Genomic DNA, 24,495 nt, shown 5'->3' with positions numbered 1-24,495 from the left:
GGGCTGCCGCCGAGCCGCGCGCCCCGCGTGCGCCTCGCCCCGCCGCCGAACCGCGCGCGCCGCGCCCCGCCGCTGAAACCCGCGCGCCGAAGCCTGCCGCCGAAGCCGTGGAGGAACGTCGCGCGCCTCGGCCCGAGCGCGAGCCGCGCGAACAGCCGCGTCATGCACGAGACGATCAGCCCCGCCACCCGCGCGAAGAGCAGCGTCCCCGCCGCGACGACCGTCAGCCCGTCCGGGCCGGTGATCGGATGCCGCGCCGCCGCGACATGGACGACGGCCCCGCCGTGGTCGGCCTTGGCGACCACGTGCCCGCTTTCCTGCTTCGACCTGTGCGTGTGGTAAAAGCGGCCTCCTGAGAGGACAGCGGAGGCCGGGACCACTAGATCTCGGCCGGCCCGGCTCAAAGCTATAGTCTGGCAAATAGCAAACTTGCAATATAAATCAATGTTTGGCTGTTTGCCTCGGGATTTAACCTGACGTTCACTCCGGTCCGCTATATTTACAACCTACGAGCTATCGCATTCGTGGGTGTTCTATGTCTCAGGCCGAGGAATTCCATCGGACGATCGGATACGGCGAGGCGGCCATGGGCCAGCTCCGCCGTAACGAAATTCCGGCATATCCCCGGAATTACGAACTCTGGTACACCTACTGCGCCGGCTTCAATCATGCCCTGAACAAGGCCGTGAACGACATCCTGCGCGCTCGCGGACGGATCTCGCTGGAGGAAGTGAACGGCGTCTACGGTCAGTTTCTCGCGCCCTCGCGCCTGGGAGACCGGATCGAGGAAGTCGGCGGCAAGATCTCCGACGAGATCAACGAAGTGGTCGGCGCAGTCGAGAAGACCATCATCGCCACCTCCCGCTACTGCGAGTCTTTGAACGGCGCGACCAACTCGCTGGCCCAGGCCACCGAACGGGCGCAGGTCGTCTCGATCGCCAAGGAGCTGATCGAAGCGACGCGCCAGACCGAGGCCACCAATCGCGTGCTGGAAGCCCAGCTCGCCGACAGCCGCTCGCAGATCGCCGACTTGCAGCAGAGCCTGGACGCGATCCGCTACGAGAGCCTCACCGACGAACTGACCACGCTGGCCAACCGCAAGCACTTCGATCAGTCGATCGAGCGCGCGGTGGTGAACGCGGAGGAAGCCAACGACAGCTTCTCGCTGCTGATCACCGATATCGACCACTTCAAGAACTTCAACGACACCTTCGGCCACCAAACCGGTGACCAGGTGCTCCGCCTCGTCGGTCTCGCCGTGAAGCAGAACGTCAAGGGCCAGGACATCGCGTGCCGCTATGGCGGCGAGGAATTCGCCATCATCCTGCCGCGCACCACGCTCGACCACGCCCGCACCGTGGCCGACCATATCCGCGTCGCGGTGATGTCGAAGGAACTGGTGAAGCGCTCCACCGGCGAAAACCTCGGCTACATCACCATCTCCGTCGGCGTTTCGACCTGGCAGGCCGGCGACACCGTGCAGAGCGTGATTGAGCGCGCGGACAGCGCGCTCTATCTGGCCAAGCGCACCGGCCGCAATCGGGTCTGCACCGAGCGTGACTTGGAAATCGCCGAGCGCCGCAAGGATACGGGCCGAGTGGCCTGATCGCCCCGATCGCCGCACAGGCATGCCCGCAACGGCTGAACGCCGTTGTTTTCATGTTCGGACTACATCGCCGTCCCACGATGCGGCGACAGGATCCGGATCACCCTTTCTTTCGCTTTCCGGCGCTCTTGGCCGCTTGTGCCCGCAGGGCGGCGGCGCAGGCCGACCTTGCCCAGGAAAGAAACTCGTCCGGCTCGTCGTAGAGCCTTTCGGGCGCCCGCCAATAGCTGGTGATGGTGTGCCTGCCGGTCTTCGTGTCGTAGCTGAACGGGCTTGAGCCCTCCGCCTCGAACAACGGGATCGTCTCCCTGTCCGCCTTGAGATAGAGCACGTCGTCAGCCGATAGAGCGACCATCATGCCGTCGCGATGAATGCCGAGGCCGCCGAACATCCGGCGGATCGTGACGCCGCCGAGCGGTTCGAACAGCTCTTCCAGAAACTCGCGATATCCGTGCGCCGGCATGCCATCTCCCCCGCGACCGCAGGGAACGGAGCATGAACAAATCAGCGCGCCGAGTCCAGCCCCATCTGCCAGAACGCCGCTTCCAGCCGGGTCGCCTGACCGAACACGACGGAGAGCTGTTCGAAGCGGCGGGGCGTCAGGTCGTCCCCGGCGAGCGCATCCAGCGTTTCCGCCGCCGACCGGGCGACGTCCCGGTAGGCCTCGCCGGCGTACTCGCCGATCCAGAAGGCGTAGGGATTGGACGACTCCAGCGCGCCGGGACGGGCAGCGAGCCGCTCGGCGATCACTGCATAGCCGATCACGCACGGCGCCAGCGCAACGTGGAGGTCGAGGAGGTCGCCTCGCAGTCCGGTGTCGATGACGTAGCGGGTGTAGGCGGTCGTCGGCGTGTCCTCGGGCGTCGCTTCCAGGTCCGCGGCGCTGATCCCCCAGCCGGCGCAGGTTCGCACGTGAAGATCCATCTCCAAGTCGAGGATCGCGGAGAGACCTTTCAGGCTGGCGCGCATGTCGGAGAGGCTCCGCCCCTTGAAGACGGCCAGCGCATAGGCTCGGGCGAACTGGATGAGGAAGAGATAGTCCTGGATCAGGTAGTGCCGGAAGGCCGGGGCTGGCAGCGTACCGTCCGCCATGGCCTCAACGAAGGCATGGTGGGTGTAGGCGCGCCAGTCGGCGTCATTCGCCGCGATCAAACGGTCGATCAGGGGCATCGGCTATCCCAGCGGGTGGAAACGGCTGCGGCGTGCGTGGACGACAGGCGCATCGGACAGCGAACCGGCAAAGGTACGCCACGCCGCGTCGAACGCTTCGATGGCGGCGAGATCGTCGAACGAGGAGCGGAACCACGAGTGGGCGAGGATTTCGTCGTCCTCTCCGGCACGCAGATAGGCGCACCCACAGTATCGCCCGTCGGAGTCGCGGATGACCCAGGCGAAGCTGGTGCCGCGCCCGAACTCGCGCTCGTGCCAGCCGAGGTCGACGAGGTTCTCCCGCAAAGTCAGGCCGACCGGCCAGTCGCCACCGAACAGCCCGGCGAGGTCGGCAGTACTCTCCGTAACCGCCTCGTAGTCGATATCGACGTCCTCGATGACGAGCACATCGAGTTGGAAATCCGCGAGCGCCAGCGTGCGGGGAACGGTCCTGTCGCCGAACAACGGGCGCGCCATCGCCTCAGGCCGTGGCTTGGGCGGGAACGAGGTTCACGCTTTCCCCGCAACCGCAGGCGCCGACCTGGTTCGGGTTCTTGAAGACGAAGCCGGTCTTCAGCGTGGTGCGCTCGAAGTCCATCTCGGTGCCGAGCAGGAACAGAACGGCCTTGGGGTCGATGAAGACGGTGACGCCGTGCGCTTCGACGCGCTCGTCGGAGGGACGGGTTTCGCGGGCGAGCTCCATGGTGTAGCTCATGCCGGCGCAGCCGCCGTTCTTGACGCCCACGCGGACGCCGACCGCCTCCCCGTCAGCGCTCTCCAAGATTTCCTGCACGCGCTCGGCGGCCGCCGTGGTGACGGACATGACCTCGAGCTTGCGTCTTGCCATAGCCATTTCGGGTCTCCTGAAACGCATCCGGTTCAAGGCCGGATGGATCTTACACCCAGTGGTCTCAACACTTTGACACGAAGCTTCCCGTCGTGGAAAGCCCGCCGATCCTCAATACCAGTTCAGCGCGACCTGAGCCTCTTCGCTCATCCGGTCGGGCGTCCACGGCGGGTCGAACACCATGGCGACCTCGACGCCGTTGATGCCTTGCACCGTGCCGACCGCGTTCTCCACCCAGCCCGGCATCTCGCCGGCGACCGGGCAGCCCGGCGCGGTGAGCGTCATGTCGATCTTCACGAAGCGGTCGTCGTCGATGTCGATCTTGTAGACGAGGCCGAGCTCGTAGATGTCGGACGGGATCTCCGGGTCGTACACCGTCTTAAGTGCGGCGATGATGTCGTCGGTGATCCGCGCGAGCTCGTCCGGCGGAATCGCGGATCCGCCCGCGGTGGCCGGCGCGTTCGGGATGGTGGATGCGGTGTCGTTCATGGTTCCTATCCGAACATCGTCTCGGCGCGGGTCAGCGCATCGACGAGCGTGTCCACCTCGGCCTTGGTGTTGTAGAGCGCGAAAGATGCGCGGCAGGTCGACGTTACCCCATATCGGGCGAGGAGGGGCATCGCGCAATGGGTGCCGGCCCGAACCGCCACGCCATAGCGGTCGATGACGGTCGCGACGTCGTGGGCGTGGGCGCCTTTCATCTCGAAGGCGACGATGGCGCCCTTCTCCTTCGTCGTGCCGAAGATGCGGATCGAGTTGAGCTGTCCGAGCCGCTCCATCGCGTAGTCGCGCAGCGCGTTCTCGTGCGCGAGGATGCGGTCGCGGCCGATGCTTTCCATGTAGCGGAGCGCTGCGCCGAGCCCGATCGCCTGGACGATCGGCGGCGTGCCGGCCTCGAAGCGGTGCGGCGGCTCGTTGTAGGTGACGAAGTCCTCCGTCACCTCGCGGATCATCTCGCCGCCGCCCTGCCACGGCGGCATCGCCTCAAGGAGGTGCTTCTTGCCGTAGAGCACGCCTATGCCCGTCGGCCCGTAGACCTTGTGGCCGGTGAAGACGAAGAAGTCGGCGTCGAGGTCCTGAACGTCGACCGGCAGGTGGACGGCGCTCTGCGAGCCGTCGACCATCACCACCGCCCCGTGGGCGTGGGCGATCCGCGCCACCTCCTTGATCGGCACGACCGTGCCGGTGACGTTCGACATGTGTGTGATCGCGACGATCTTCGTCCGCGGCGTGATCAGCTTCTCGAACGCCTCCAGGTCGAACGCGCCGTCCTCGTGGACCGGAGCCCACTTGATGACGACGCCGTTCTTCTCCCGGTGGAAGTTCCACGGCACGATGTTGGAATGATGCTCCAGGATGGAGAGCACCACCTCGTCGCCCGGCTTCAACACCAGCCCGCCGTAGCTGGCTGCCACGAGGTTGATCGCCTCGGTAGAGGACCGGGTGAAGATCACCTGGTCGACGGACGGCGCGTTGAGGAAGCCGCGGACGATCTCCCGTGCCTCCTCATAGGCCTCGGTGGCCGCGTTGGAGAGGAAGTGCAGCCCGCGGTGGACGTTGGCGTATTCCTCCGTGTAGGCCGTCATGATGCGGTCCAGCACGGCCCGGGGTTTCTGCGCGGAGGCGCCGTTGTCCAGGTAGACCAGCGGCTTGCCGTAGACGGTCTTCGACAGGATCGGAAAATCCCGCCGGATCGCCTCGACGTCGTAGGGCTGGGCGTGAGTATTCATGACACCTTCCGATAAAGCAGTGCACCCGCTTCGGTTCAGGTACTAGCCCGCCACCCTGCGGGCCAGCCAATCCTCCACGCGATGGATCAGCGTTTCGCGCACGGCCTCGTTCTCCACCTCGTCGATCGCTTCGCCGAGGTAGGCGAGGATCAGCATCTTCTCGGCTTCGGCCTTCGGGATGCCGCGGGCGAGCATGTAGAAGAGGAGGTCGTCGTCGAGCGCGCCGCAGGTGGCGCCGTGGCCGCACTGGACGTCGTCGGCGAAGATCTCCAGCTCCGGCTTGGCGTTGGCTTCCGCGCCCTCCGACAGGAGCAGCGAGGCCGTCATCATCCGCGCGTCGGTCTTCTGCGCGTGGGCCGGCACGTTGATGCGGCCCTGGAACACCGACTTCGCCTCGTCGTCGATCACCGCCTTGTAGAGCTCGCGGCTTTCGCACGCCTCCGCGTCGTGCGTAAGCACCAGCGTGGTGTCGGCATGGCGGCGGCCGGAAAGCAGCGTGGCGCCACGGAAACCGCCGACGGCCTCGCGGCCGGCGAAGCGCGCGAACACCTGCGCCCGGGCAAGGCCCGCGCCAAGGACCGCGTTGAAGGTCTCGAACCGCGCCTTGGCGCCGATCGTGGCGGTCACAGCCGTGAGGCTGAGCGCGTCGTCCGGTTCCAGCTGCAGGCGGATGTGGTCGACGTGCGCCTCGTCTCCGACGACGATGTCGGTGACGATGTTGGACTGGTGCGCGGCCCGGAAAACCGACTCGATGGTCTCGATGACCGTGAGGTTAGCCCCTGCCCCGGCGATCACGACGTTGCGGACGTGGGTTGACACAGCCGTCTCGCCGTCGGCGATGTGCGCGATCTCGATCGGCCGGTCGAGGCTGAGGCCGTCGGCGACGAGGATCACCACGCCGTCCGTCATGAAGGCGGCGTTGAGCTGGACCGCGACGTTCTCTTCGGCCTGCGGGACCTTGGAAAGCGCGCCGAGCACGAGCGGATCGCCACTGGCGAGCGCGTCGGCCAACGAACCGACCGTCACGCCGGCGGGAAGCTCGGCGACGTCGGAGAGCTCCGGCACGAAGCGGCCGTTGGCCACCACCAGCCGGCGGGCGTTGTCGCCCGGAACGGCGGAAGGAAGCGCCCCGACGCGGGCGATGTCGGCGGCCGGCGCGGCGGGGGCGATGGCCCGCACGTTGGCGCGCAGGTCCGTGTACTTCCAGGCTTCCACCCGGCGGTGCGGCAGGCCGGCCGCGGCGAAGCCCGCGAAGGCCTCGTCACGCAGCGACCTCACGGTGTCGTTGCCGGGCAGCGCGGCCTTCTCGGCCGGGAAGCGCCTCAGGAGCGTATCCTCGGCCGGGGTGCGCAGGGGTGTGGGGCTGACCATGTCCGTCATCTCTCCCTCACGCCGCGTCCGAGACGTAGGCCGCGTAGCCGTTCTTCTCCAGGTCGAAGGCCAGCTCCTTGCCACCGGTCTGCACGATCCGGCCCGCCGAGAGGACGTGCACGATGTCGGGCACGATGTGGTCGAGCAGGCGCTGATAGTGGGTGATCACCACGAAGGCGCGGTCCGGCGAACGGAGCGCGTTGACGCCCTCGGCGACGACCTTGAGCGCGTCGATGTCGAGGCCTGAATCGGTCTCGTCGAGGATCGCCACCTTGGGCTCCAGGAGCGCCATCTGCAGCACCTCGTTGCGCTTCTTCTCGCCGCCGGAGAAGCCGACGTTGACCGGGCGCTTCAGCATGTCCGGGGAGATGTTGAGCTTGGCCGAGGCCTCCTTCACGACCCGCATGAACTCCGGCGTGGTGATCTCCGCTTCTCCGTTCGCCTTGCGCTTGGCGTTGAGCGCGGCGCGCAGGAACGTCATCGAGGCGACGCCCGGAATCTCGATCGGATACTGGAAGGCCAAGAACAGGCCCGCCGTCGCGCGCTCGTTCGGCTCCATCTCCAGGATCGACTCGCCATTGAACAGGATGTCGCCCTCGGTGACCTCGTAGTCGTCCTTGCCGGCGAGGATATAGGAGAGCGTCGACTTGCCGGAGCCGTTCGGCCCCATGATGGCGTGCACCTCGCCGGGCTTCACGACGAGGTCGATGCCGCGCAGGATCTCGCGGTCGCCGATGCGGGCATGCAGGTTGCGGATTTCGAGCATGGGTCAGGTCCTTCGTTTCGAGCGCCTCGACGCAACGGCGGAGGCGGTGTGTCCTTCGGTGAAAGCGGGGTGGCGGCCTCCGCGCGGGAGGCCGCGAGGGGTCAGCCGACCGAGCCTTCCAGGCTGATGCTGATCAGCTTCTGGGTCTCGACCATGAACTCCATCGGCAGCTGCTGCAGCACGTCGCGGACGAAGCCGTTGACGATCAGGGCGATCGCCTCCTCCTCGTCGAGCCCGCGCGACAGGCAGTAGAACATCTGGTCGTCGGAAATCTTCGAGGTGGTCGCCTCGTGCTCCACGACAGCCGAAGCGTTCTTGCTCTCGATGTAGGGCACCGTGTGCGCGCCGCACTTGTTGCCGATCAGGAGCGAGTCGCAGTTGGTGAAGTTGCGCGCGTTGGACGCCTTCCGCCCGATCGACACGAGGCCGCGGTAGGTCGAGTCCGAGCGCCCGGCCGAGATCGCCTTGGAGATGATCTTCGACGTCGTGTTCTTGCCGAGGTGGATCATCTTGGTGCCCGAGTCGACCTGCTGGCGGCCGTTCGAGATGGCGATCGAGTAGAACTCGCCGCGCGAGTTGTCGCCACGGAGAATGCAGCTCGGGTACTTCCAGGTGATCGCCGAGCCGGTCTCGACCTGCGTCCACGAGATCTTCGAGTTCCGGCCACGGCAGTCGCCGCGCTTGGTCACGAAGTTGTAGATGCCGCCCTTGCCCTCGGCGTCGCCGGGGTACCAGTTCTGGACGGTGGAGTACTTGATCTCCGCATCATCCAGCGCGACCAGCTCGACCACCGCGGCATGCAGCTGGTTCTCGTCGCGGGTCGGCGCCGTGCAGCCTTCCAGATAGCTGACGTAGGAGCCCTCGTCGGCGATGATCAGCGTCCGCTCGAACTGGCCGGTGTTCTTCTCGTTGATTCGGAAGTAGGTCGACAGCTCCATCGGGCAGCGCACGCCCTTGGGGATGTAGACGAAGGATCCGTCGGAGAACACGGCGCTGTTCAGCGTGGCGTAGTAGTTGTCGGTCGTCGGGACCACCGAACCGAGATACTTCTTCACCAGCTCCGGGTGCTCGCGCACCGCTTCGGAGATCGAGCAGAAGATCACTCCGTGCTTGGCGAGCTCCTTCTTAAAGGTCGTCACCACCGACACGCTGTCGAACACCGCGTCGACCGCCACGCGCGGCTTGTCGGACACGACGCCGGCGAGCAGCTCCTGCTCCTTCAGCGGGATGCCGAGCTTCTCGTAGGTGCGCAGCAGCTCCGGATCGACCTCGTCCAGGCTCTTCGGCCCGGCGGTCTTCTTCGGCGCGGCGTAGTAGTAGAGGTCCTGGAAGTCGATCTTGGGATAGTGCACCCGCGCCCAAGTCGGCTCGGTCATGGTCTGCCAGCGGCGAAAAGCCTCCAGCCGCCATTCCAAGAGCCACTCCGGCTCGTTCTTCTTGGCGGAGATGAACCGGACGGTGCTTTCGTCCAGGCCCTTGGGGGCGAGGTCGGACTCGATCTCCGTGAAGAAGCCGTACTTGTACTTGTCGACGTCGATCGCCGACACCTGTTCGATCGTTTCCTGGACTGCAGGCATGTCTCACTCCATCCACGCGGTTTCAAGGACCGTGGGAAAACGTGGGTTTCTATATGCGTTCAGGCGGCGCGCGTCCCCTGACGTTTCGTCAGGTCTGCGAGGACTTTTCCGAAGACCTCGATGAAGCGCACCACGTCGTCGTCGCTCGTCGTCGGCCCGATGCTCACCCTGAGAGCGCCCTTCAGGAGATCCGGCGCGACGCCCATCGCGGTCAGCACCGGGCTCGCCCCGACCTTGCCGCTGGAGCAGGCCGAACCCGACGATACTGATACGCCGGAAAGGTCCAAGGCGATCAGTGCCGTCTCCGCGGAAAGCCCCGGCACCGCGAAAGCCACGGTGTTGGGCACGCGCGTGACGCCGCTCGCGAAGAGCATCGCCGCCGGCGCCGCCGAGCGGACGAAGGCCTCGATCCGGTCGCGCCGCGCGCGGACTGCATCGACATCCTTCAGATCGTGTCCGGCAGCCTCCGCCGCAAGGCCGAAGCCGTGGATCGCCCAGACGTTTTCGGTTCCCGCCCGGCCGTGCGACTCCTGCCCGCCGCCGATCAGCAGCGGCTGGAAAGCGAACAGGTCCGTCGCCCGGACGATCGCCCCGGCGCCCTGCGGCCCGCCGATCTTGTGCGCCGACAGCGTCAGCACGTCGACGCCGAGATCAGCAATCGAAACCGGGATGCGACCAACGGCCTGGACCACATCCGTGTGGACCAGCGCGCCGTGGCCGTGCGCGATCCGCGACACGTCGGCGACCGGCTGGATCGCGCCGGTCTCGTTGTTGGCGAACATCACAGACACGAGCGCCCGCTGGCCCGAGGCCGCGAGCTCGGCGAGGCGTGCGTCGAGGGCTGCAAGGTCGACAAGTCCGTCGCCGTCGACGGGAATCGTCTCGACCCTTTCGGCGGGAAAGCGGCCGCCCCGCGCCACGCAGGGGTGCTCCACCGCCGAGACCAGCAGCCGGTCGAAGGCGAGCGGCTTGCCGCCGAAGGTCCACTGCGGCGTTAGCACCGTGACCGCTGCCTCGGTGCCACCGCTCGTGAAGGTGACGAAGCGCGGGTCGCCGCCGACGAGCGCTGCCACTTGCCGCCGGGCCGCCTCCACCAGCGCGCGCGCAGCCCGCCCCTCGGCATGGACAGACGACGCATTGCCGGCTCGCCCCATCGCCTCGACCAGACGCGCGGCGACTTCCGCCCTGAGGGGCGCGCCGGCGTTCCAGTCGAGGTAGACGCGATCCGCGCCCATCAGGTCGGGTCCTTCGTCGGTGGTTCGCCGTGATGAGGCGGTGCCGAAAGGCACGGGCGCTACGGCGATCAAGCTGTCTGCGTGCGATTTTTCTTGACGTCCGAGGCCCGCGCAGTCCAGTGCATTCGCCTCAGGCGGAATGACCGATGGCTCGCAGTTTCGAACGGTTCTAAAGAAGTTTTAGGGGGAGCCCGCCCCGGCGTCAAGCCGCGGGCTACGGGTTTGCCCTGACTTCGCCGTCGAAAGCGCATCGGCTCCGCATCCATACGGCACAAGACAGAGAGTCCGAAGCGACCGATGCCTGAAGTGATCTTCAACGGACCCGCCGGCCGCATCGAGGGCCGATTCCAGCCTGCCAAGGGCCGCAACGCCCCGATCGCGATGATCCTGCACCCGCATCCGCAGTTCGGCGGCACCATGAACAACCAGGTGATCTATCGCCTGTTCTACATGTTCAAGGACCGCGGCTTCGCCGTGCTCCGCTTCAACTTCCGCGGCGTCGGCCGCAGCCAGGGCCAGTTCGACCACGGCGCTGGAGAACTCTCCGATGCCGCCTCTGCGCTCGACTGGGTACAGACCATCCACCCGGACGCCAAGTCCTGCTGGGTGGCCGGCTTCTCCTTCGGCGCCTGGATCGGCATGCAGCTGCTGATGCGCCGCCCGGAGATCGAGGGCTTCATCTCGATCGCGCCCCCGGCCAACCTGCACGACTTCTCGTTCCTGGCACCCTGCCCCTCCTCCGGCCTGATCATCCACGGCGACGTGGACAAGGTGGCCCCGCAGAAGGACGTGCAGACGCTGGTCGACAAGCTGAAGATGCAGAAGGGCATCGTCATCGACCAGAAGATCATCGAAGGCGCCAACCACTTCTTCGAGAACAAGGTCGACGAACTGATCGACGACTGCGCCGCATACCTCGACAAGCGCCTGGCCATGGCCGAGGCGTGAGGGAGCAGGCCGCTCGCTGCCCCGAGGGATGAGGAACGCTACCCTCGCCCCTCGGCTCCCACCACCTCACCGGCGACCACCGGTTCCTGCACGCCCGTCGTTCCCGGATAGCTCCCCGGCAGGCCTCTGAGCCGCCGCACGGCGAGGTAGCCGAAAGCTTGGGCCTCCAGGAAATCTCCGTCGAGACCGATCTCGTGGGCCGGGAGGACGGCGGCGTTGGTGCGCGACCCGATCATCTGGAGCAAGGTCGCGTTGTGCGCGCCGCCGCCGGCCACCACGATCGATCCGATGGGCTCGTCCGTGTGCCGAAGGCCGATCGCGACGGCTTCAGCCGTAAAGGCGGTCAGGGTCGCAACGGCGTCCTCGAACGGCAATCCACGGACAGCGTTCGAGGAGAATGCGTTTCGATCCAGTGATTTCGGTGGATTGTCTGAGAAGTAGGGTGAACTGACCAGCTCGGCAACAAGTTTCTCCTCCACCGTCCCGAGCGCCGCGAAAGCGCCGTCTCGGTCGAAGCGGGCGCCGGTTTTCTCGCGGACGAGGTCGTCGATCAGCGCGTTGCCCGGCCCGGTATCGAAGGCGCAGAGCGAACCGTCGCGGCCGATGATCGTGACGTTGGCGACGCCGCCGATGTTGAGGATCGCCGCGGGAAGCCCGAGCCCGGCCTTTGCCGCCAGCGCCCGGTGGAAGACCGGCACCAGCGGCGCGCCCTGCCCGCCCGCCGCCACGTCCGCCGCGCGGAAGTCATGCACGACGGGGAAGCCGGAGAGGCGGGCGAGCGCTGCGGCATCGCCGATCTGGACGGTGAGCTTACGGTCGGGCGCGTGGAAGACGGTCTGGCCGTGGAAGCCGACGACGTCGACGTTGATGTCGTCTGCGGCCGCACGCTCGGCAAGGCTGCGGACCGCCTCGACGTGCCGGTCGGTGATGATCCGCTCGGCCTCGTCAACCGCGCCGGGCCGCTCGGTCCGGTCGGTGATCCCCACGGCATCGGCAAGCGCCTGGCGCAGGACGGCCCGTTCCGCGTCGGTATAGGGCAGGAACAGCACCGGCCCGAAGGCCTCGATACCCTCCCCGTCGGTGCGGATCAGCGCGGCGTCCACCCCGTCCATGGAGGTGCCGCTCATCAGGCCCAGCGCCCATCGCATTTCGCCGCCCGGCATGCCGCCGCCCTCCCGCAAACACCGGGTGAATCACCCGTCGATCTCTGCTAAGCACACGCCTCGGCGCCGGGCCAGCCGGAGCCAAGCCCCAGGGAAAGGTATCATGACCGGGTTCAAGTCGGACTTCCTGCGCACGCTCGACGAGCGCGGCTTCATTCACCAGATCTCGGACCCCGAGGGTCTCGACGCGGCGTGCGTGAAGGGTCCCATCACCGGCTATATCGGCTTCGACGCGACGGCCACCAGCCTTCACGTCGGTTCGCTGATCCAGATCATGATGCTGCACTGGATGCAGCAGACCGGTCACCGCCCGATCTCGCTGATGGGCGGCGGGACCTCGCTGATCGGCGATCCCTCGTTCAAGGACGAGGCGCGCAAGCTGCTGACGCCCGCCGACATCGACGCCAACATCGCCGGCATCCAGAAGGTTTTCGACCGTTACCTCGCCTACGGCGACGGCCCGACCGGCGCGATGATGATCAACAACGCCGACTGGCTGACCAAGCTCAACTACCTGGAATTCCTGCGCGACGTCGGCCGGCACTTCTCGGTCAACCGCATGCTGTCGTTCGACAGCGTGAAGCTCCGACTCGACCGCGAGCAGTCGCTGAGCTTCCTGGAATTCAACTACATGATCCTCCAGGGCTACGATTTCGTGGAGCTGAACCGGCGCACCGGAACGGTGCTGCAGATGGGCGGCTCCGACCAGTGGGGCAACATCGTCAACGGCATCGACCTCGGCCACAAGATGGGCACGCCGCAGTTGTTCGCGCTCACCTCGCCGCTGCTGACCACCTCGTCGGGCGCCAAGATGGGCAAGACGGCCTCGGGCGCCGTGTGGCTCAATGCCGACCTCCTCAGCCCCTACGAGTTCTGGCAGTACTGGCGCAATACTGAGGACGCGGACGTCGCCCGCTTTCTGAAGCTCTACACCACGCTGCCGATGCCCGAGATCGCCCGCCTCGCCGCCCTCGGCGGGTCGGAGGTCAACGAGGCCAAAAAGATCCTCGCGACGGAGGTAACCGCCCTGCTGCACGGCCGCGACGCCGCCGTGGCCGCCGCCGAGACGGCGCGCAAGACCTTCGAGGAAGGTGCGCTGTCCGCGGACCTGCCGACGGTAGAGATCCCGCGGAGCGAATTGGAGGCAGGCCTCGGCGTGCTCGCCGCGTTCGTCCGGGCGGGGCTGGCCGGATCGAACGGCGAGGCCCGGCGGTCCGCCGACGGCGGCGGCCTGAAGGTCAACGACGCGACGCTGACCGACGTCAAGCGCACGCTGGGCCTTGGCGACCTCAACGAAACGGGCGCGATCAAGCTGTCGCTCGGCCGCAAGAAGCACGTGCTGCTGAAGCCGGTGTAACGAGACCGGCCGACCCGAGATCGAAGGCCCGCTTCGGCGGGCCTTTTCGTGTCAAGGCTCCACGTAGCCACGCGCATGCAGCTCCAGCCGATAAGCGCCCGGGTCCTGGTTGAAGAACAGCCCAGCCTTCCGCTCCGAATGTCGCGGCAGGTAGTCGAGAGTGGCGGTCGCTTCGCCGACGGTCTCCTCCCCGTCCTTGAGCTCTCCGGCGATGTCGAGCGCCGCCGCCGTGCTGAAGCCGTCGTTGCGGACGCGGACTTCGACGTGCCAATGGTCGCCGACCTTCTCGATGCCGACGGGCTCCAGCACGATCACCGGCGGGCCCTCCGCCTGGGTGAACGCCTGGAGCGCCAGGAAGACGACCAGCGAGGCGACCAGCACGACGCCCACGCCGGCGACGATCCATTCCAGCGTCGATGTGCCGGTGACGGACGGTGTTTCGTCCTGATCTGCTTCTTCGTCCTGTCTCACAGGATCAACCTCGCGACCGAGGCGCCGATGGCGCCGGGAAAGGACAGCACCACGCCGGTGCTGAGGATCTCCTCCAGCCCGATCCCGTCCATCCGGCCGAAGCACCAGAGGACGAACAGGCTGACCAGGAACACCAGGGCGTAGCCGACGACGGTGAAGCGCAGGAAGGTGTGGAGGAACGACTCACCCGGCCGCCGTTCCGCACTACCGGAGAATTCCAGGGCGTAGACGAAGGCGTGCATCAGGGCGAGCGACGCACCCAAAAGCGCGAGTTCCTGCAGCGCCGTGAGCCGGTAGGCGATCAGCACCACCTCCTCGGTGGGCGCGACGCTGAAGGACAGGAACAGCGCCCCGACGATCATCAGGAAGATCTCGCCGGAATAGGTCTCGTCCGGTTTGCGCCGCGGAGCGTCGCCGCCGCCGAGCTGGTTCTGCGCCAGCATCGCGCCGATCGAGCCGGGCACCATCTGCACCGCCGTCTTTGCGATGATCTCGGAGACAGGCATGCCGGTGTCGAACACGCCGAGCACCCAAAGGATGGCGAGGAAAGCGACGAAAGCCACCAGCATTGCGACAAAGGCATCTGCGATGTCGTCGGTGAGCGAGGCGGTCTCGCGAAAACCCTCGTAGCGGGAGAGCCGGACCAGCAATGGCAGCGTCAGCAGGATCAGCAACCCGAGCCGGAGTGGATCCATGACGAACCCAAGCCACCACATCTCCATCGTCATCAGGATGGGTATGGAGAAGATCACGGCGCCCGCGAAAGCACGGCCGAGCCCCACCACGAAGTCGCGCGTGGCAGGCCGGCGGATCTCCCGTTCGGCGGCATTCGGCATGTGTTGGTCCCCGATCGAGCCCGGGTAACGCCGAAGCCTCTGCTTCCGTTTCATCGCTCCTTGTCTTGTCACGGCTGGTCCACGGGGATTTCAGAAAGGCCGCATCGTCGCCCCCCGTTAGCGACCTGATCCGGGAACAACTTTCCTTTTTCCCCGTTCGACTGGGGCACGAGCTTCGCCCACACAAAAGCCCCACGGGGAGCCTCACACGTGGCAAAAGTACTCATCACCGGTGGACAGGGCTTCATCGGCCGCTACCTCGCCAAAGACCTTCTCGAACACGGATACGAAGTGCGGGTCCTCGACTCGCTCGTCGAGCAGGTGCACGGCCCCGGCGGGTCCGGCGCCGGGCACGAGGACGTCGAGTTCATCGAAGGCGATGTCCGCGACCACGCCGCAGTCGCGCGCGCGCTCGAGGGCGTCTCCGGCGTCTTTCACCTCGCCGCCGAGGTCGGCGTCGGCCAGAGCATGTACGAGATCGAGCGCTACGTCAGCGGCAACGATGTCGGCACCGCCGTCCTCCTGCAGCAGATGATCGAGCGGCCGGTGCGGCGCATCGTGGTCGCGTCCTCGATGAGCGTCTACGGCGAGGGCCGTTACAGCCTGGTCAACGGCAACCACGTCGACCGCGTTCGCCGCAACCCGGCTCGGGTGAAGGCAGGCGAGTGGGACCTGGTGGCCGAGAACGGAGCCAATCTGATCCCAGTGCCGACCGACGAAGAGAAGCCGGTCGACCTCGCCTCCATCTACGCGCTGACCAAATATGCCCAGGAACGCCAGGTGCTGATCTTCGGCGAAGCCTACGGCGTGGAGGCGGTCGCGCTGCGGCTGTTCAACGTGTTCGGCGCCGGCCAGGCGCTGTCCAATCCCTACACCGGCGTGCTCGCCAACTTCGCTTCGCGCCTGATCAACGGCCAGCCGCCGATGATCTTCGAAGATGGCCAGCAGCGGCGCGACTTCGTTCACGTCCGCGACGTCGCTCGCGCGTTCCGCCTGGCGATGGAGCAGCCGCGCGCCGCCGGCCACGTGATCAACGTCGGCTCGGGTCGGTCCTACCGCGTGGCGGAGGTTGCCGAGCTGGTCGCCGAGGCGATGGGCGTGCCGCACATCCGCCCGGAGATCATGGGCAAGGCGCGCGCCGGCGATATCCGCAACTGCTTCGCGGACATCTCCAAGGCGCGCGACCTGCTCGGTTTCGAGCCGGAATATGCGCTGGAGGACAGCCTCGACGAGTTCGCCGCCTGGGTGAAGGCGGCCGAGGCGACCGACCGCGGCACCGAGATGCGCCGCCAGTTGGAAGCCCGGGGCCTGGTGTCATGATGGCGCTCGATCGCGAGGCCGGCCGCGTCGCCATCATCGGCGGCGCGGGCTTCATCGGCTGCAATCTGGCGGAGAGCTTCCTCTGCGACGGATGGCGCGTCACGGTGATCGACACGCTGGCCCGGCCCGGCGTCGAGGCCAACCTCGCCTGGCTGATCGACCGCCATGGCCCCATGGTGGAGCATCGCGCCGTCGACGTTCGCGACGCCCGCGGCCTTGCCGCGGCGCTTCGCGACGCGGACGCCGTCTTCCATTTCGCCGCGCAGGTGGCGGTCACGACAAGCCTGGTCGATCCGGTCGCCGACTTCGAGGTGAACGCGGCCGGCACGCTCAACGTGCTGGAGGCCGTGCGCGCCCTGGACCGGCGGGTGCCGGTGGTCTTCTCCTCCACCAACAAGGTCTACGGCGGCCTGGAAGACGTGCTCTTCGCCTCGGACGGCGAGCGCTGGCTGCCGGAGAACGAGGACCTGCGCACCCACGGCATTCCGGAGACGCGGAACCTCGACTTCTGCACGCCCTACGGCTGCTCCAAGGGCGTCGCCGACCAGTACGTGCTGGATTACGCCAAGTCCTACGACCTGCCGACGGCCGTGCTCCGGATGAGCTGCATCTACGGCCCCCGCCAGTTCGGCACCGAAGACCAGGGCTGGCTTGCCCATTTCCTGATCCGCGCACTGCGCGGCGAGGCGATCACCATCTACGGCGATGGCCACCAGGTGCGCGACGTCCTTCATGTGGCTGACGCGGTGAAGGCCTATCGTCTGGTTCTCGACCGGATCGATGCCGTAGCAGGACAGGCCTTCAACCTCGGCGGCGGCCCTCGGAATGCCGTCAGCCTGCGCCAGGTGCTGGACGACATCGGCCGCCGTCTCGATCGCGAGCCCGAGCTGCATTTCGACGATTGGCGCAAGGGAGATCAGGTCTGGTTCGTCGCCGATACGAGGCGATTGACGCAGGCGGCCGGCTGGCACGCATCGGTGCATTGGCGCGAGGGCTTGATGGACCTCGCCCGTTGGCTGGAAAGCTGGACTGCTGCCGACGCGCTCGGCCTGCCCGTCGGCGATCGGCCCCTCGATACCCGGAGAGTGATGGCATGACAGCGGCGCGGAAGAAGATCGCGTTGGTCAACCCGGCCTGGAGCTACGAGGGCAGCATCTATTTCGGCTGCCGGCACGCCCACCTGCCGCTGGAGCTGGGCTATTCGAAAGCGCTGCTGGAGCGCTCCGGCCATCAGGTGCTGATGCTCGACGGCCAGCTGCAGGGCCTTTCCAACCAGGACCTCGCGGACCGTGTCTCGGCCTTCTCGCCGGACATCACGGTTGTGACGACGGCGCCGACCTACCTGTTCTGGCGCTGCGCCCAGCCGGAACTGCGTGTCCCCGGCGATTTCCTGGCTCGTCTTGCCGGTCGCGGTGGGCGTACCGTGGCTGTCGGCCCGCATGGCTCCACCACGCCCGCGCCGACGCTTCGCAAGCTCGGCGTCGATATCGTGGTGCGGGGCGAGTGCGAGGAGATCGTGGCGGCCCTGGCGGACGCGGAAAGCTGGGCGGGCGTCTCGTCCACAGCCTATCTCGACAACGACCGGCTGGTCAGCGTCGGCCCGGTCCACGCGTCCATCTTCGTCGACCATCCGCCGCTTCACTGGCCGGCGGAGTGGATCGCCGGGCACCCGCACCACCACCATCGCTTCGACGCGGTGCAGACGGGCTTCGGCGCGGAGGTCGAGGCCTCGCGCGGCTGCCCCTACAACTGCACCTTCTGCGCCAAGATCGATTTCCGCGACAAGTACCGCCGCCGGGATGTCGACGCGGTGCTCGCGGAGATCGATGGGCTCATCGCGCAAGGCGCCGGTTACGTCTACTTCGTGGACGAGATCTTCCTGCCTCAGAAGCCGCTGCTGGAAGGACTGGTCGAACGGACCATCCAGTTCGGCATCCAGACCCGCATCGACCTCTGGAAACCCGACCTGCTCGAGCTTCTCGGCCGCGCCGGTTGCGTCTCGATCGAGGCGGGCGTGGAGAGCCTGACGGTGGAAGGCCGCGAGCTGCTGGCCAAGCGCTGCCGACTCACCACGGAGGAACTCGCCGACCTGCTGATCGAGGCCCGCCGGCACGTGCCCTTCGTCCAGGCCAACCTGATCGGGATGGAGGAGGACGAGGCGGACATGGTGAAGGCCTGGCGCGAGCGGTTGATCGCCGCCGGCGTGTGGGCCAACGAGCCGGTGCCGCTCTACCCCTACCCCGCTTCGCCGACCTATCGGCAGCTCTGGGGCGAGCCGGACGACGAAGCCTGGGAGCGTGCGCACGAGCACTACCTGAAGGCCTTCACCGCCTTCAGCGACATCCAGGATGAGCGCCCGCTTCCGCTCCGCGAACTGGAGGGTGCATGCTGCTCGGGTCACTGAGTTCGGCGTCCGACCCTGCGGCGCCCGTCCCCGGCTTCGGCGGACCCCGGCGCATCCTGATGACGGCGGATGCGGTCGGCGGAGTCTGGCGGTGGGCGGTGGACGCGGCAGCCGGCCTGAATGACCGCGGGATCGAAGTGGTGCTGGCCTGTCTCGGTCCTGCACCCGACGGCCGCCATCTCGCCGATGTCCGGGCGCTTTCCGCCACCTCCCTGATCCACGTGGATGAGCCGCTCGACTGGATGGCGGCGGACGAAGCGGACCTCGACGGCCTCGCCGGACGTCTGCCGGAGCTCGTCGAAGCCCTGGACATAGACCTGGTGCATCTCAACGTTCCCTCGCAGGCGGTGGGCCTCAGCCTGCCCTGCCCGGTCGTGGTCGTCGCACACTCCTGCGTGGCGACGTGGTTCCGCGCCGTACGCGGCACCGAACCGCCCGTAGCCTGGGCCTGGCAGGCCGATCGCACCCGGCGCGGGCTGCTGGCGGCCGACGCCGTGATCGCGCCGAGCCGTAGCCACGCGGCGGCGGTCGAGGATGTCTACGGGCCGCTGACCAATCTCCGTGCGGTTCCCAACGCAGTCCGCTGGGACGTCGCCCCTGCAGAGAAGCGTGACTTCGTGTTCGCTGCCGCGCGCTGGTGGGACGAGGGCAAGAACGGCCGCGTACTCGATCGCGCCGCCGCGCTGTCGCCCTGGCCGGTGGTGATGGCCGGCAGCCTCGTCTCGCCCGCCGGCACGGCCACCGTGCTGAACCACGCCGAGGCGCCGGGCGAACTGCCCGCAGCGGAGGTGCGGTCCCTGATGGCCCGCGCCGGCATCTTCGTCGCGCCATCCGTCTACGAACCCTTCGGCCTCGCCCCCATGGAAGCCGCCCAAGCCGGCTGCGCGCTGGTCTGCGCAGATATCCCCACTTTCCGGGAGATCTGGGACGGCGCAGCTATTTTCGCCGACCCGCATGACCCCGGACGGTTCGCCGGCGCCATTGCCCGACTGGCCGCCGACCCGGAGTTGCGCGCCGACTTCGCCGGTCGGGCCCGCGGGCGCGCCGAGGCTTATTCGCCCGATGCCCAGATCGACGGCCTCGTAGCCGTCTATGCCGAGGTCTGCCGGACCGGCTCGCTCAAACACGCCTCCGCCGCGGAGTGATCATGAATTTCGTCTTCTACACGCATTCCCTGATCTCGGACTGGAACCACGGCAACGCGCACTTCCTGCGCGGCGTGCTCAGCGACCTCGTTGCGCGTGGGCACCAAGCCGTCGCGCTCGAGCCGGAAGACGGGTGGAGCCGCCAGAACCTTCTCCAGGATCAGGGCGACACGGTGGTCGCCGATTTCTACCGCGAGTTCCCCGACCTGCTCTCCGTGACCTACGGACCCGGCTTCGACCATGCGAGCGTGCTGGCCGACGCGGACGTGGTGATCGTCCACGAGTGGACCGATCCCGACATCGTCGCCCACGTCGGCCGGATCCGACGCGGGGGCGGCGACTTCACCCTGCTCTTCCATGACACGCATCACCGGGCCGTCTCGGAGGAGAAGGCGATCGCGGACCTCGGGCTTGCCGACTACGACGGCGTGCTCGCCTTCGGTGAGACCCTGCGGCAACGCTATTTGAAGGCCGGCTGGGGGAGAACCGTCTACACCTGGCACGAGGCCGCCGACACCCGCCGCTTCAAGCCCAGCGTCAACCTCGTCGGCGAGGGCGACCTGGTCTGGATCGGTAACTGGGGCGATGACGAGCGCACCCGCGAACTGCACGAGTTCCTGATCGACCCGGTGCGCGACCTCAAGCTGAAGGCGCTGGTCCATGGCGTGCGTTACCCCGACGAGGCGCTGCGCGATCTGGAGGCGGCCGGCATTCGCTACGGCGGCTGGCTGCCGAACGTGCGGGTGCCGCAGACCTTCGCCCGATACGCCCTGACCGTCCACGTTCCGCGCCGGCCTTACGTGGAGAGCCTGCCGGGGATCCCGACGATCCGGGTCTTCGAGGCGCTCGCCTGCGGCATCCCGTTGATCTCCGCACCCTGGGACGACGCCGAGGGGCTGTTCCGGCCGGGAGAGGACTTCCTCTTCGCCAAAGACGGCGAGGAGATGAAGCGCCTGATGCGCGATCTCCTCAACGACAACGACCTCTCGGCCGGGCTGGCCTCCTCGGGGCTTCACACCATCGAGGAACGCCACACCTGCCGGCATCGGGTGAACGAACTGTTCGACGTGCTGGCCGACTGCGGGACCAGCCGCGTGAAGACCCTCATCCTCGACAAGGAGGCCGCCGAATGACGCTGCGATCGACCGAAAAGCCGACCATCGCATTCTACGGATCCAGCCTCCTGTCGTCCTACTGGAACGGCGCCGCCACCTACTACCGCGGCCTGATCCGGGCGCTCGCCGGCCGAGGCTACCGGGTCACCTTCTTCGAGCCGGATGTCTACGACCGCCAGCAGAACCGCGACATCGATCCGCCGGATTGGTGCGAGGTCGTCGTCTATGACGGCACCATGGAGGCGCTGAAGCGGGCGACGGCAGAGGCCGGCGGCTTCGACGTCGTGGTGAAGGCAAGCGGCGTCGGCTTCGAGGACGACGCGCTGCTGGAGGCCCTGCTCGATGCGGCGTCTCCCGAGGCCGTCCGCATCTTCTGGGATGTCGACGCTCCCGCGACCCTGGCCGAGGTCCGCGCCGCGCCCGACCACGTGCTTCGGCGCACGCTCGACCGCATCGACATGGTGATGACCTACGGCGGCGGCGACCCCGTCGTCTCGGCCTACCGGGCGATCGGCGCCCGCGCCTGCATTCCGATCTACAACGCGCTGGACCCGCAGACGCATCATCCCGTCGAACCGGATCCTCGCTTTTCGGCCGACCTCGCCTTTCTAGGCAACCGGCTGCCGGACCGCGAGGCGCGCGTCGACACGTTCTTCCTGGAGCCGGCCAAGGCGCTATGGCATCAGAAGTTCCTGCTCGGCGGTTCCGGCTGGGGCGACCGCAGCCTGCCGCCCAACGTCGCCTGGCTCGGGCATGTCGCCACTCGCGATCACAACGCGCTCAACGTGACGCCGAAGGCGGTGCTCAACATCAACCGAGAATCGATGGCGGCCGTCGGCTTCTCGCCGCCGACCCGCGTCTTCGAGGCGGCGGGCGCGGGCGCCTGCCTGATGACCGACCACTGGACCGGCATCGAGCTGTTTTTGAAGCCCGACCACGAGGTTCTGGTGGTCCGCGACGGCAAGGATGTGGCCGAGACCCTGAAGGGACTCGACATGGCCCGCTCCCGGGAGATCGGCCGCAACGCGCTGGCACGCGTCCTTGCCGAACACACCTACGACCGCCGCGCCGAAACCGTCGACCGGATCCTGGTGGATGCCGTCGCCGCGCGCCGCGCCGAGGTGGCGGCATGACGGCCGGCCCGCAAGACATCGTCATCCTCGGGCTATCGCTCTCCTCCTCGTGGGGGAACGGCCACGCGACCACCTTCCGCGCGCTTCTAAAGGGTCTGCACCGGCTCGGTCACCGCGTCCTTTTCCTGGAGCGGGACGTGCCGTGGTATGCCGCCAACCGGGACCTCGCCGACCCGGACTTCTGCGATCTCGCGCTCTACACCGGCATCCCCGACCTGCTCTCCCGCTTCGGCGAGCGGATCCGCCGCGCGGATGCGGTGATCGTCGGATCCTACGTGCCGGAGGGCGTCGCGGTTCTGGACGCCGTGCTGGAGACGGCCCGAGGCACTGTCGCCTTCTACGACATCGACACGCCGGTGACCCTCGCCAAACTGGGACGCTGCGACGAGGAGTACCTGGAGCGCCGCCAGATCCCGCTGGTGGACCTCTATCTCTCGTTCGCGGGCGGCCCGACGCTGGACCGGCTGGAGAGCGAGTTCGGCGCCCGTCGCGCGGCAGCACTGTTCTGCTCGGTCGACGAGACGCTCTATCGTCCCCTGAACGAACCGCCGCGCTGGGACCTCGGCTATCTCGGCACCTTCAGTTCCGATCGCCAGCCCACGCTGGAGCGGCTGCTGATCGAGCCCGCGCGCCGGTTGCCGCACCGGCGCTTCGTGGTCGCCGGGCCGCAGTACCCCGACTCGATCGACTGGCCGGCGAACGTGGAGCGCATCGATCACCTGCCGCCGGCCGCACACGCCGCCTTCTATAGCCGCCAGCGCTGGACGCTGAACGTGACCCGCGCCGACATGATCGCATCCGGCTGGTCGCCGAGCGTCCGCCTGTTCGAGGCAGCCGCCTGCCGCACCCCGATCGTCAGCGACGCCTGGCCGGGCCTCGACGAGATCTTCCCGCCGCAAGAGGCGATCGTCGTCGCCACCGACCCGGCCGATGTCGTGCGCCTCCTGGAGACGGCGGGCGCCGAATCGGGCCGCGCAGTCGCCGACGCCGCGCGCCGCCGCGTGCTCGCCCACCACACCGGCACGGCCCGCGCGCGGGACCTGCTTGCCGCCCTACGTCTGGCCACTCCAGAGGCAAGACCTGCTGCCGCCGCCGTGCGCGTCGGAGCGCTCTGAACCGCACCCAACCCTCCGATCCCGCGGCTCCCTCACAGCAAGAGGAAGGAATTCCAAGCGATGAACCTTCAGACCAGTGCTCTCGCCGGATCGGACCGGACCGCCCTCGTCGCCGGCGGGGCCGGTTTTCTGGGTTCGCACCTCTGCGAGCAGTTGATCCGGCGCGGCTGGCGCGTCATCGCCCTCGACAATCTGCAGACCGGCTCCCGAGGCAACCTGCAGCGTCTCACCAAGGAAACCCGCTTCGAGTTCCTGGAGCATGACATCTGCGAACCGCTGCCGCCCGGACTGACCGCGGACCTCGTGTTCAACCTCGCCTGCGCCGCGTCGCCGCCGCGCTACCAGGCCGATCCCGTCCACACGATGATGACCTGCGTCGTCGGCACCAACCACCTTCTGGCCTTCGCCGAGGCGAACCGGGCCGGCTTCGTCCAGGCCTCGACCAGCGAGATCTACGGCGATCCCGAGCTCCACCCGCAACCGGAGGCCTACTGGGGCAACGTCAACTGCACCGGGCCGCGCGCCTGCTACGACGAAGGCAAGCGGGCGGCCGAGGCGCTCTGCTTCGACTACCTGCGCCACGGCCGGACGGACGTCCGCGTGGCGCGGATCTTCAACACCTATGGTCCGCGCATGCAGCCGGACGACGGACGGATCGTCTCGAACCTGATCTGTCAGGCTCTCGCCGGCAAGCCGCTGACCATCTACGGCACCGGCGAGCAGACGCGGTCGTTCTGCTACGTCTCCGATCTCGTCGACGGCCTGGTCCGGCTGGCAACAGTGGCGGACAATCCGCGCGAGCCCGTCAATCTCGGCAATCCCGGCGAGTTCACCATCAACGAACTGGCCGCACTGGTGCTGGCCATGACCCGCTCGACGTCCCGCATCGTCCACGAGCCGCTCCCGCAGGACGATCCGCGGCGCCGCCGTCCGGACGTGACACGGGCCAAGGAACTGCTCGACTGGGCGCCGAAGATCCAGCTCGCCCGCGGCCTTCCGCCCACGATCGCCTGGTTCTCGCGACTGATCGAGGCGGAGTCGCGCCCTGCGGCCGCCCGGTCGCCCGCCCGCACGGCTGGGCGGGTTCCGACGCTCGCCGTGGCCTCCACCGCGAACCGGCGGGACTGAGCAGGCGGTGTCATGACGCGTCCCCGCTGTTCCCTGATCGGCTGACGCCACCAGCCGAGTTTGAACAGTTTTCGGAAGA

25 protein-coding genes are annotated in these 24,495 nt (G+C 67.5%); 11 read left to right on the top strand and 14 right to left on the bottom strand.

What is annotated here, in order from left to right; translation table 11 throughout:
- Positions 1 to 305, bottom strand: a 305-nt coding sequence (locus HZ321_RS17675) for a hypothetical protein (protein ID WP_181703714.1), incomplete at its 3' end; no start/stop codon positions are given.
- Positions 306 to 535: 230 nt separating this feature from the next.
- Here HZ321_RS17675 and HZ321_RS17670 point away from each other — a divergent pair.
- The gene (locus HZ321_RS17670; RefSeq protein ID WP_181703713.1) at positions 536 to 1,606 is read left to right on the top strand and encodes a GGDEF domain-containing protein; all 1,071 of its coding nucleotides are present in this window, start codon (positions 536 to 538) and stop codon (positions 1,604 to 1,606) included.
- A 100-nt stretch (positions 1,607 to 1,706) separates the two neighbouring features.
- On the opposite strand, the gene HZ321_RS17665 is transcribed toward HZ321_RS17670, so the two are convergent.
- The 10 genes from HZ321_RS17665 to HZ321_RS17620 form a co-directional block, all read right to left on the bottom strand.
- The gene (locus HZ321_RS17665; RefSeq protein ID WP_181703712.1) at positions 1,707 to 2,069 is read right to left on the bottom strand and encodes a TfoX/Sxy family protein; all 363 of its coding nucleotides are present in this window, start codon (positions 2,067 to 2,069) and stop codon (positions 1,707 to 1,709) included.
- Between the two features lie 41 nt (positions 2,070 to 2,110).
- The gene (gene tenA / locus HZ321_RS17660) at positions 2,111 to 2,776 is read right to left on the bottom strand and encodes a thiaminase II (protein WP_181703711.1); all 666 of its coding nucleotides are present in this window, start codon (positions 2,774 to 2,776) and stop codon (positions 2,111 to 2,113) included.
- Between the two features lie 3 nt (positions 2,777 to 2,779).
- Positions 2,780 to 3,232, bottom strand: a complete 453-nt coding sequence (locus tag HZ321_RS17655) for a hypothetical protein (protein WP_181703710.1) — start codon at positions 3,230 to 3,232, stop codon at positions 2,780 to 2,782.
- A gap of 4 nt (positions 3,233 to 3,236) precedes the next feature.
- Complete coding sequence (gene sufA, locus HZ321_RS17650; RefSeq protein ID WP_181703709.1) at positions 3,237 to 3,608, bottom strand: Fe-S cluster assembly scaffold SufA; 372 nt, start codon at positions 3,606 to 3,608, stop codon at positions 3,237 to 3,239.
- A gap of 105 nt (positions 3,609 to 3,713) precedes the next feature.
- The gene (locus tag HZ321_RS17645; RefSeq protein WP_181703708.1) at positions 3,714 to 4,091 is read right to left on the bottom strand and encodes an SUF system Fe-S cluster assembly protein; all 378 of its coding nucleotides are present in this window, start codon (positions 4,089 to 4,091) and stop codon (positions 3,714 to 3,716) included.
- A gap of 5 nt (positions 4,092 to 4,096) precedes the next feature.
- Positions 4,097 to 5,332, bottom strand: coding sequence for a cysteine desulfurase (locus HZ321_RS17640; protein ID WP_181703707.1), 1,236 nt, complete (start codon positions 5,330 to 5,332; stop codon positions 4,097 to 4,099).
- 42 nt (positions 5,333 to 5,374) lie between these two features.
- Positions 5,375 to 6,703: a Fe-S cluster assembly protein SufD gene (sufD, locus tag HZ321_RS17635; RefSeq protein ID WP_181703706.1), complete on the bottom strand. Its 1,329-nt coding sequence runs from the start codon at positions 6,701 to 6,703 to the stop codon at positions 5,375 to 5,377.
- Between the two features lie 16 nt (positions 6,704 to 6,719).
- Positions 6,720 to 7,469, bottom strand: a complete 750-nt coding sequence (sufC, locus tag HZ321_RS17630; RefSeq protein WP_181703705.1) for a Fe-S cluster assembly ATPase SufC — start codon at positions 7,467 to 7,469, stop codon at positions 6,720 to 6,722.
- Positions 7,470 to 7,570: 101 nt separating this feature from the next.
- Positions 7,571 to 9,046 (bottom strand): Fe-S cluster assembly protein SufB, encoded by a 1,476-nt coding sequence (gene sufB / locus HZ321_RS17625; protein ID WP_181703704.1) that lies wholly within the window; start codon positions 9,044 to 9,046, stop codon positions 7,571 to 7,573.
- Positions 9,047 to 9,105: 59 nt separating this feature from the next.
- Complete coding sequence (locus HZ321_RS17620) at positions 9,106 to 10,281, bottom strand: cysteine desulfurase family protein (RefSeq protein ID WP_181703703.1); 1,176 nt, start codon at positions 10,279 to 10,281, stop codon at positions 9,106 to 9,108.
- 297 nt (positions 10,282 to 10,578) lie between these two features.
- On the opposite strand from HZ321_RS17620, the gene HZ321_RS17615 reads away from it, so the two are divergent.
- The gene (locus HZ321_RS17615; protein ID WP_181703702.1) at positions 10,579 to 11,229 is read left to right on the top strand and encodes an alpha/beta hydrolase; all 651 of its coding nucleotides are present in this window, start codon (positions 10,579 to 10,581) and stop codon (positions 11,227 to 11,229) included.
- A gap of 38 nt (positions 11,230 to 11,267) precedes the next feature.
- On the opposite strand, the gene HZ321_RS17610 is transcribed toward HZ321_RS17615, so the two are convergent.
- On the bottom strand, positions 11,268 to 12,392 hold the full coding sequence (locus tag HZ321_RS17610; RefSeq protein WP_244635961.1) for an anhydro-N-acetylmuramic acid kinase: 1,125 nt from the start codon (positions 12,390 to 12,392) through the stop codon (positions 11,268 to 11,270).
- Positions 12,393 to 12,495: 103 nt separating this feature from the next.
- Between HZ321_RS17610 and tyrS the strand changes: the two genes are divergently transcribed.
- A complete protein-coding gene (gene tyrS / locus HZ321_RS17605) occupies positions 12,496 to 13,749 on the top strand; it encodes a tyrosine--tRNA ligase (protein WP_181703701.1) in 1,254 nt (417 codons plus the stop codon).
- A 51-nt stretch (positions 13,750 to 13,800) separates the two neighbouring features.
- Here the strand turns inward: tyrS and HZ321_RS17600 are convergent, their stop codons facing one another.
- The gene (locus tag HZ321_RS17600) at positions 13,801 to 14,220 is read right to left on the bottom strand and encodes a hypothetical protein (protein ID WP_181703700.1); all 420 of its coding nucleotides are present in this window, start codon (positions 14,218 to 14,220) and stop codon (positions 13,801 to 13,803) included.
- Entirely contained in the window at positions 14,217 to 15,056 is an 840-nt protein-coding gene (locus tag HZ321_RS17595) for a TIGR02587 family membrane protein (RefSeq protein ID WP_181703699.1), read from the bottom strand. The genes HZ321_RS17600 and HZ321_RS17595 overlap by 4 nt, the downstream gene beginning before the upstream one ends.
- A gap of 210 nt (positions 15,057 to 15,266) precedes the next feature.
- Between HZ321_RS17595 and HZ321_RS17590 the strand changes: the two genes are divergently transcribed.
- The 8 genes from HZ321_RS17590 to HZ321_RS17555 are packed head-to-tail and all read left to right on the top strand — an operon-like array spanning position 15,267 to position 24,416.
- A complete protein-coding gene (locus HZ321_RS17590; RefSeq protein ID WP_181703698.1) occupies positions 15,267 to 16,376 on the top strand; it encodes an SDR family NAD(P)-dependent oxidoreductase in 1,110 nt (369 codons plus the stop codon).
- Positions 16,373 to 17,473, top strand: a complete 1,101-nt coding sequence (locus HZ321_RS17585; protein ID WP_181703697.1) for an NAD-dependent epimerase/dehydratase family protein — start codon at positions 16,373 to 16,375, stop codon at positions 17,471 to 17,473. The genes HZ321_RS17590 and HZ321_RS17585 overlap by 4 nt, the downstream gene beginning before the upstream one ends.
- Positions 17,470 to 18,780, top strand: a complete 1,311-nt coding sequence (locus HZ321_RS17580; protein ID WP_181703696.1) for a TIGR04295 family B12-binding domain-containing radical SAM protein — start codon at positions 17,470 to 17,472, stop codon at positions 18,778 to 18,780. Before HZ321_RS17585 ends, HZ321_RS17580 begins: the two co-directional genes overlap by 4 nt.
- Positions 18,762 to 19,925, top strand: a complete 1,164-nt coding sequence (locus HZ321_RS17575) for a glycosyltransferase family 4 protein (protein ID WP_244635959.1) — start codon at positions 18,762 to 18,764, stop codon at positions 19,923 to 19,925. The genes HZ321_RS17580 and HZ321_RS17575 overlap by 19 nt, the downstream gene beginning before the upstream one ends.
- 2 nt (positions 19,926 to 19,927) lie before the next feature.
- The gene (locus HZ321_RS17570; RefSeq protein ID WP_181703695.1) at positions 19,928 to 21,058 is read left to right on the top strand and encodes a CgeB family protein; all 1,131 of its coding nucleotides are present in this window, start codon (positions 19,928 to 19,930) and stop codon (positions 21,056 to 21,058) included.
- Positions 21,055 to 22,173 carry a CgeB family protein gene (locus tag HZ321_RS17565; RefSeq protein WP_181703694.1) on the top strand — a complete coding sequence of 373 codons (1,119 nt, stop codon included), beginning with the start codon at positions 21,055 to 21,057 and terminating at the stop codon, positions 22,171 to 22,173. The genes HZ321_RS17570 and HZ321_RS17565 overlap by 4 nt, the downstream gene beginning before the upstream one ends.
- Positions 22,170 to 23,288, top strand: a complete 1,119-nt coding sequence (locus HZ321_RS17560; RefSeq protein ID WP_181703693.1) for a CgeB family protein — start codon at positions 22,170 to 22,172, stop codon at positions 23,286 to 23,288. Before HZ321_RS17565 ends, HZ321_RS17560 begins: the two co-directional genes overlap by 4 nt.
- Before the next feature lie 60 nt (positions 23,289 to 23,348).
- A complete protein-coding gene (locus HZ321_RS17555; protein WP_181703692.1) occupies positions 23,349 to 24,416 on the top strand; it encodes a UDP-glucuronic acid decarboxylase family protein in 1,068 nt (355 codons plus the stop codon).
- Positions 24,417 to 24,495 lie beyond the last annotated feature (79 nt).

Origin of the sequence: Chthonobacter albigriseus, from assembly GCF_013839445.1 — a bacterium.
In the GTDB taxonomy this organism is placed as follows: domain Bacteria; phylum Pseudomonadota; class Alphaproteobacteria; order Rhizobiales; family Pleomorphomonadaceae; genus Chthonobacter; species Chthonobacter albigriseus.
The sequence above is the reverse complement of the archived record's forward strand: the minus strand, read 5'-3'. Positions and strand labels throughout refer to the sequence as shown.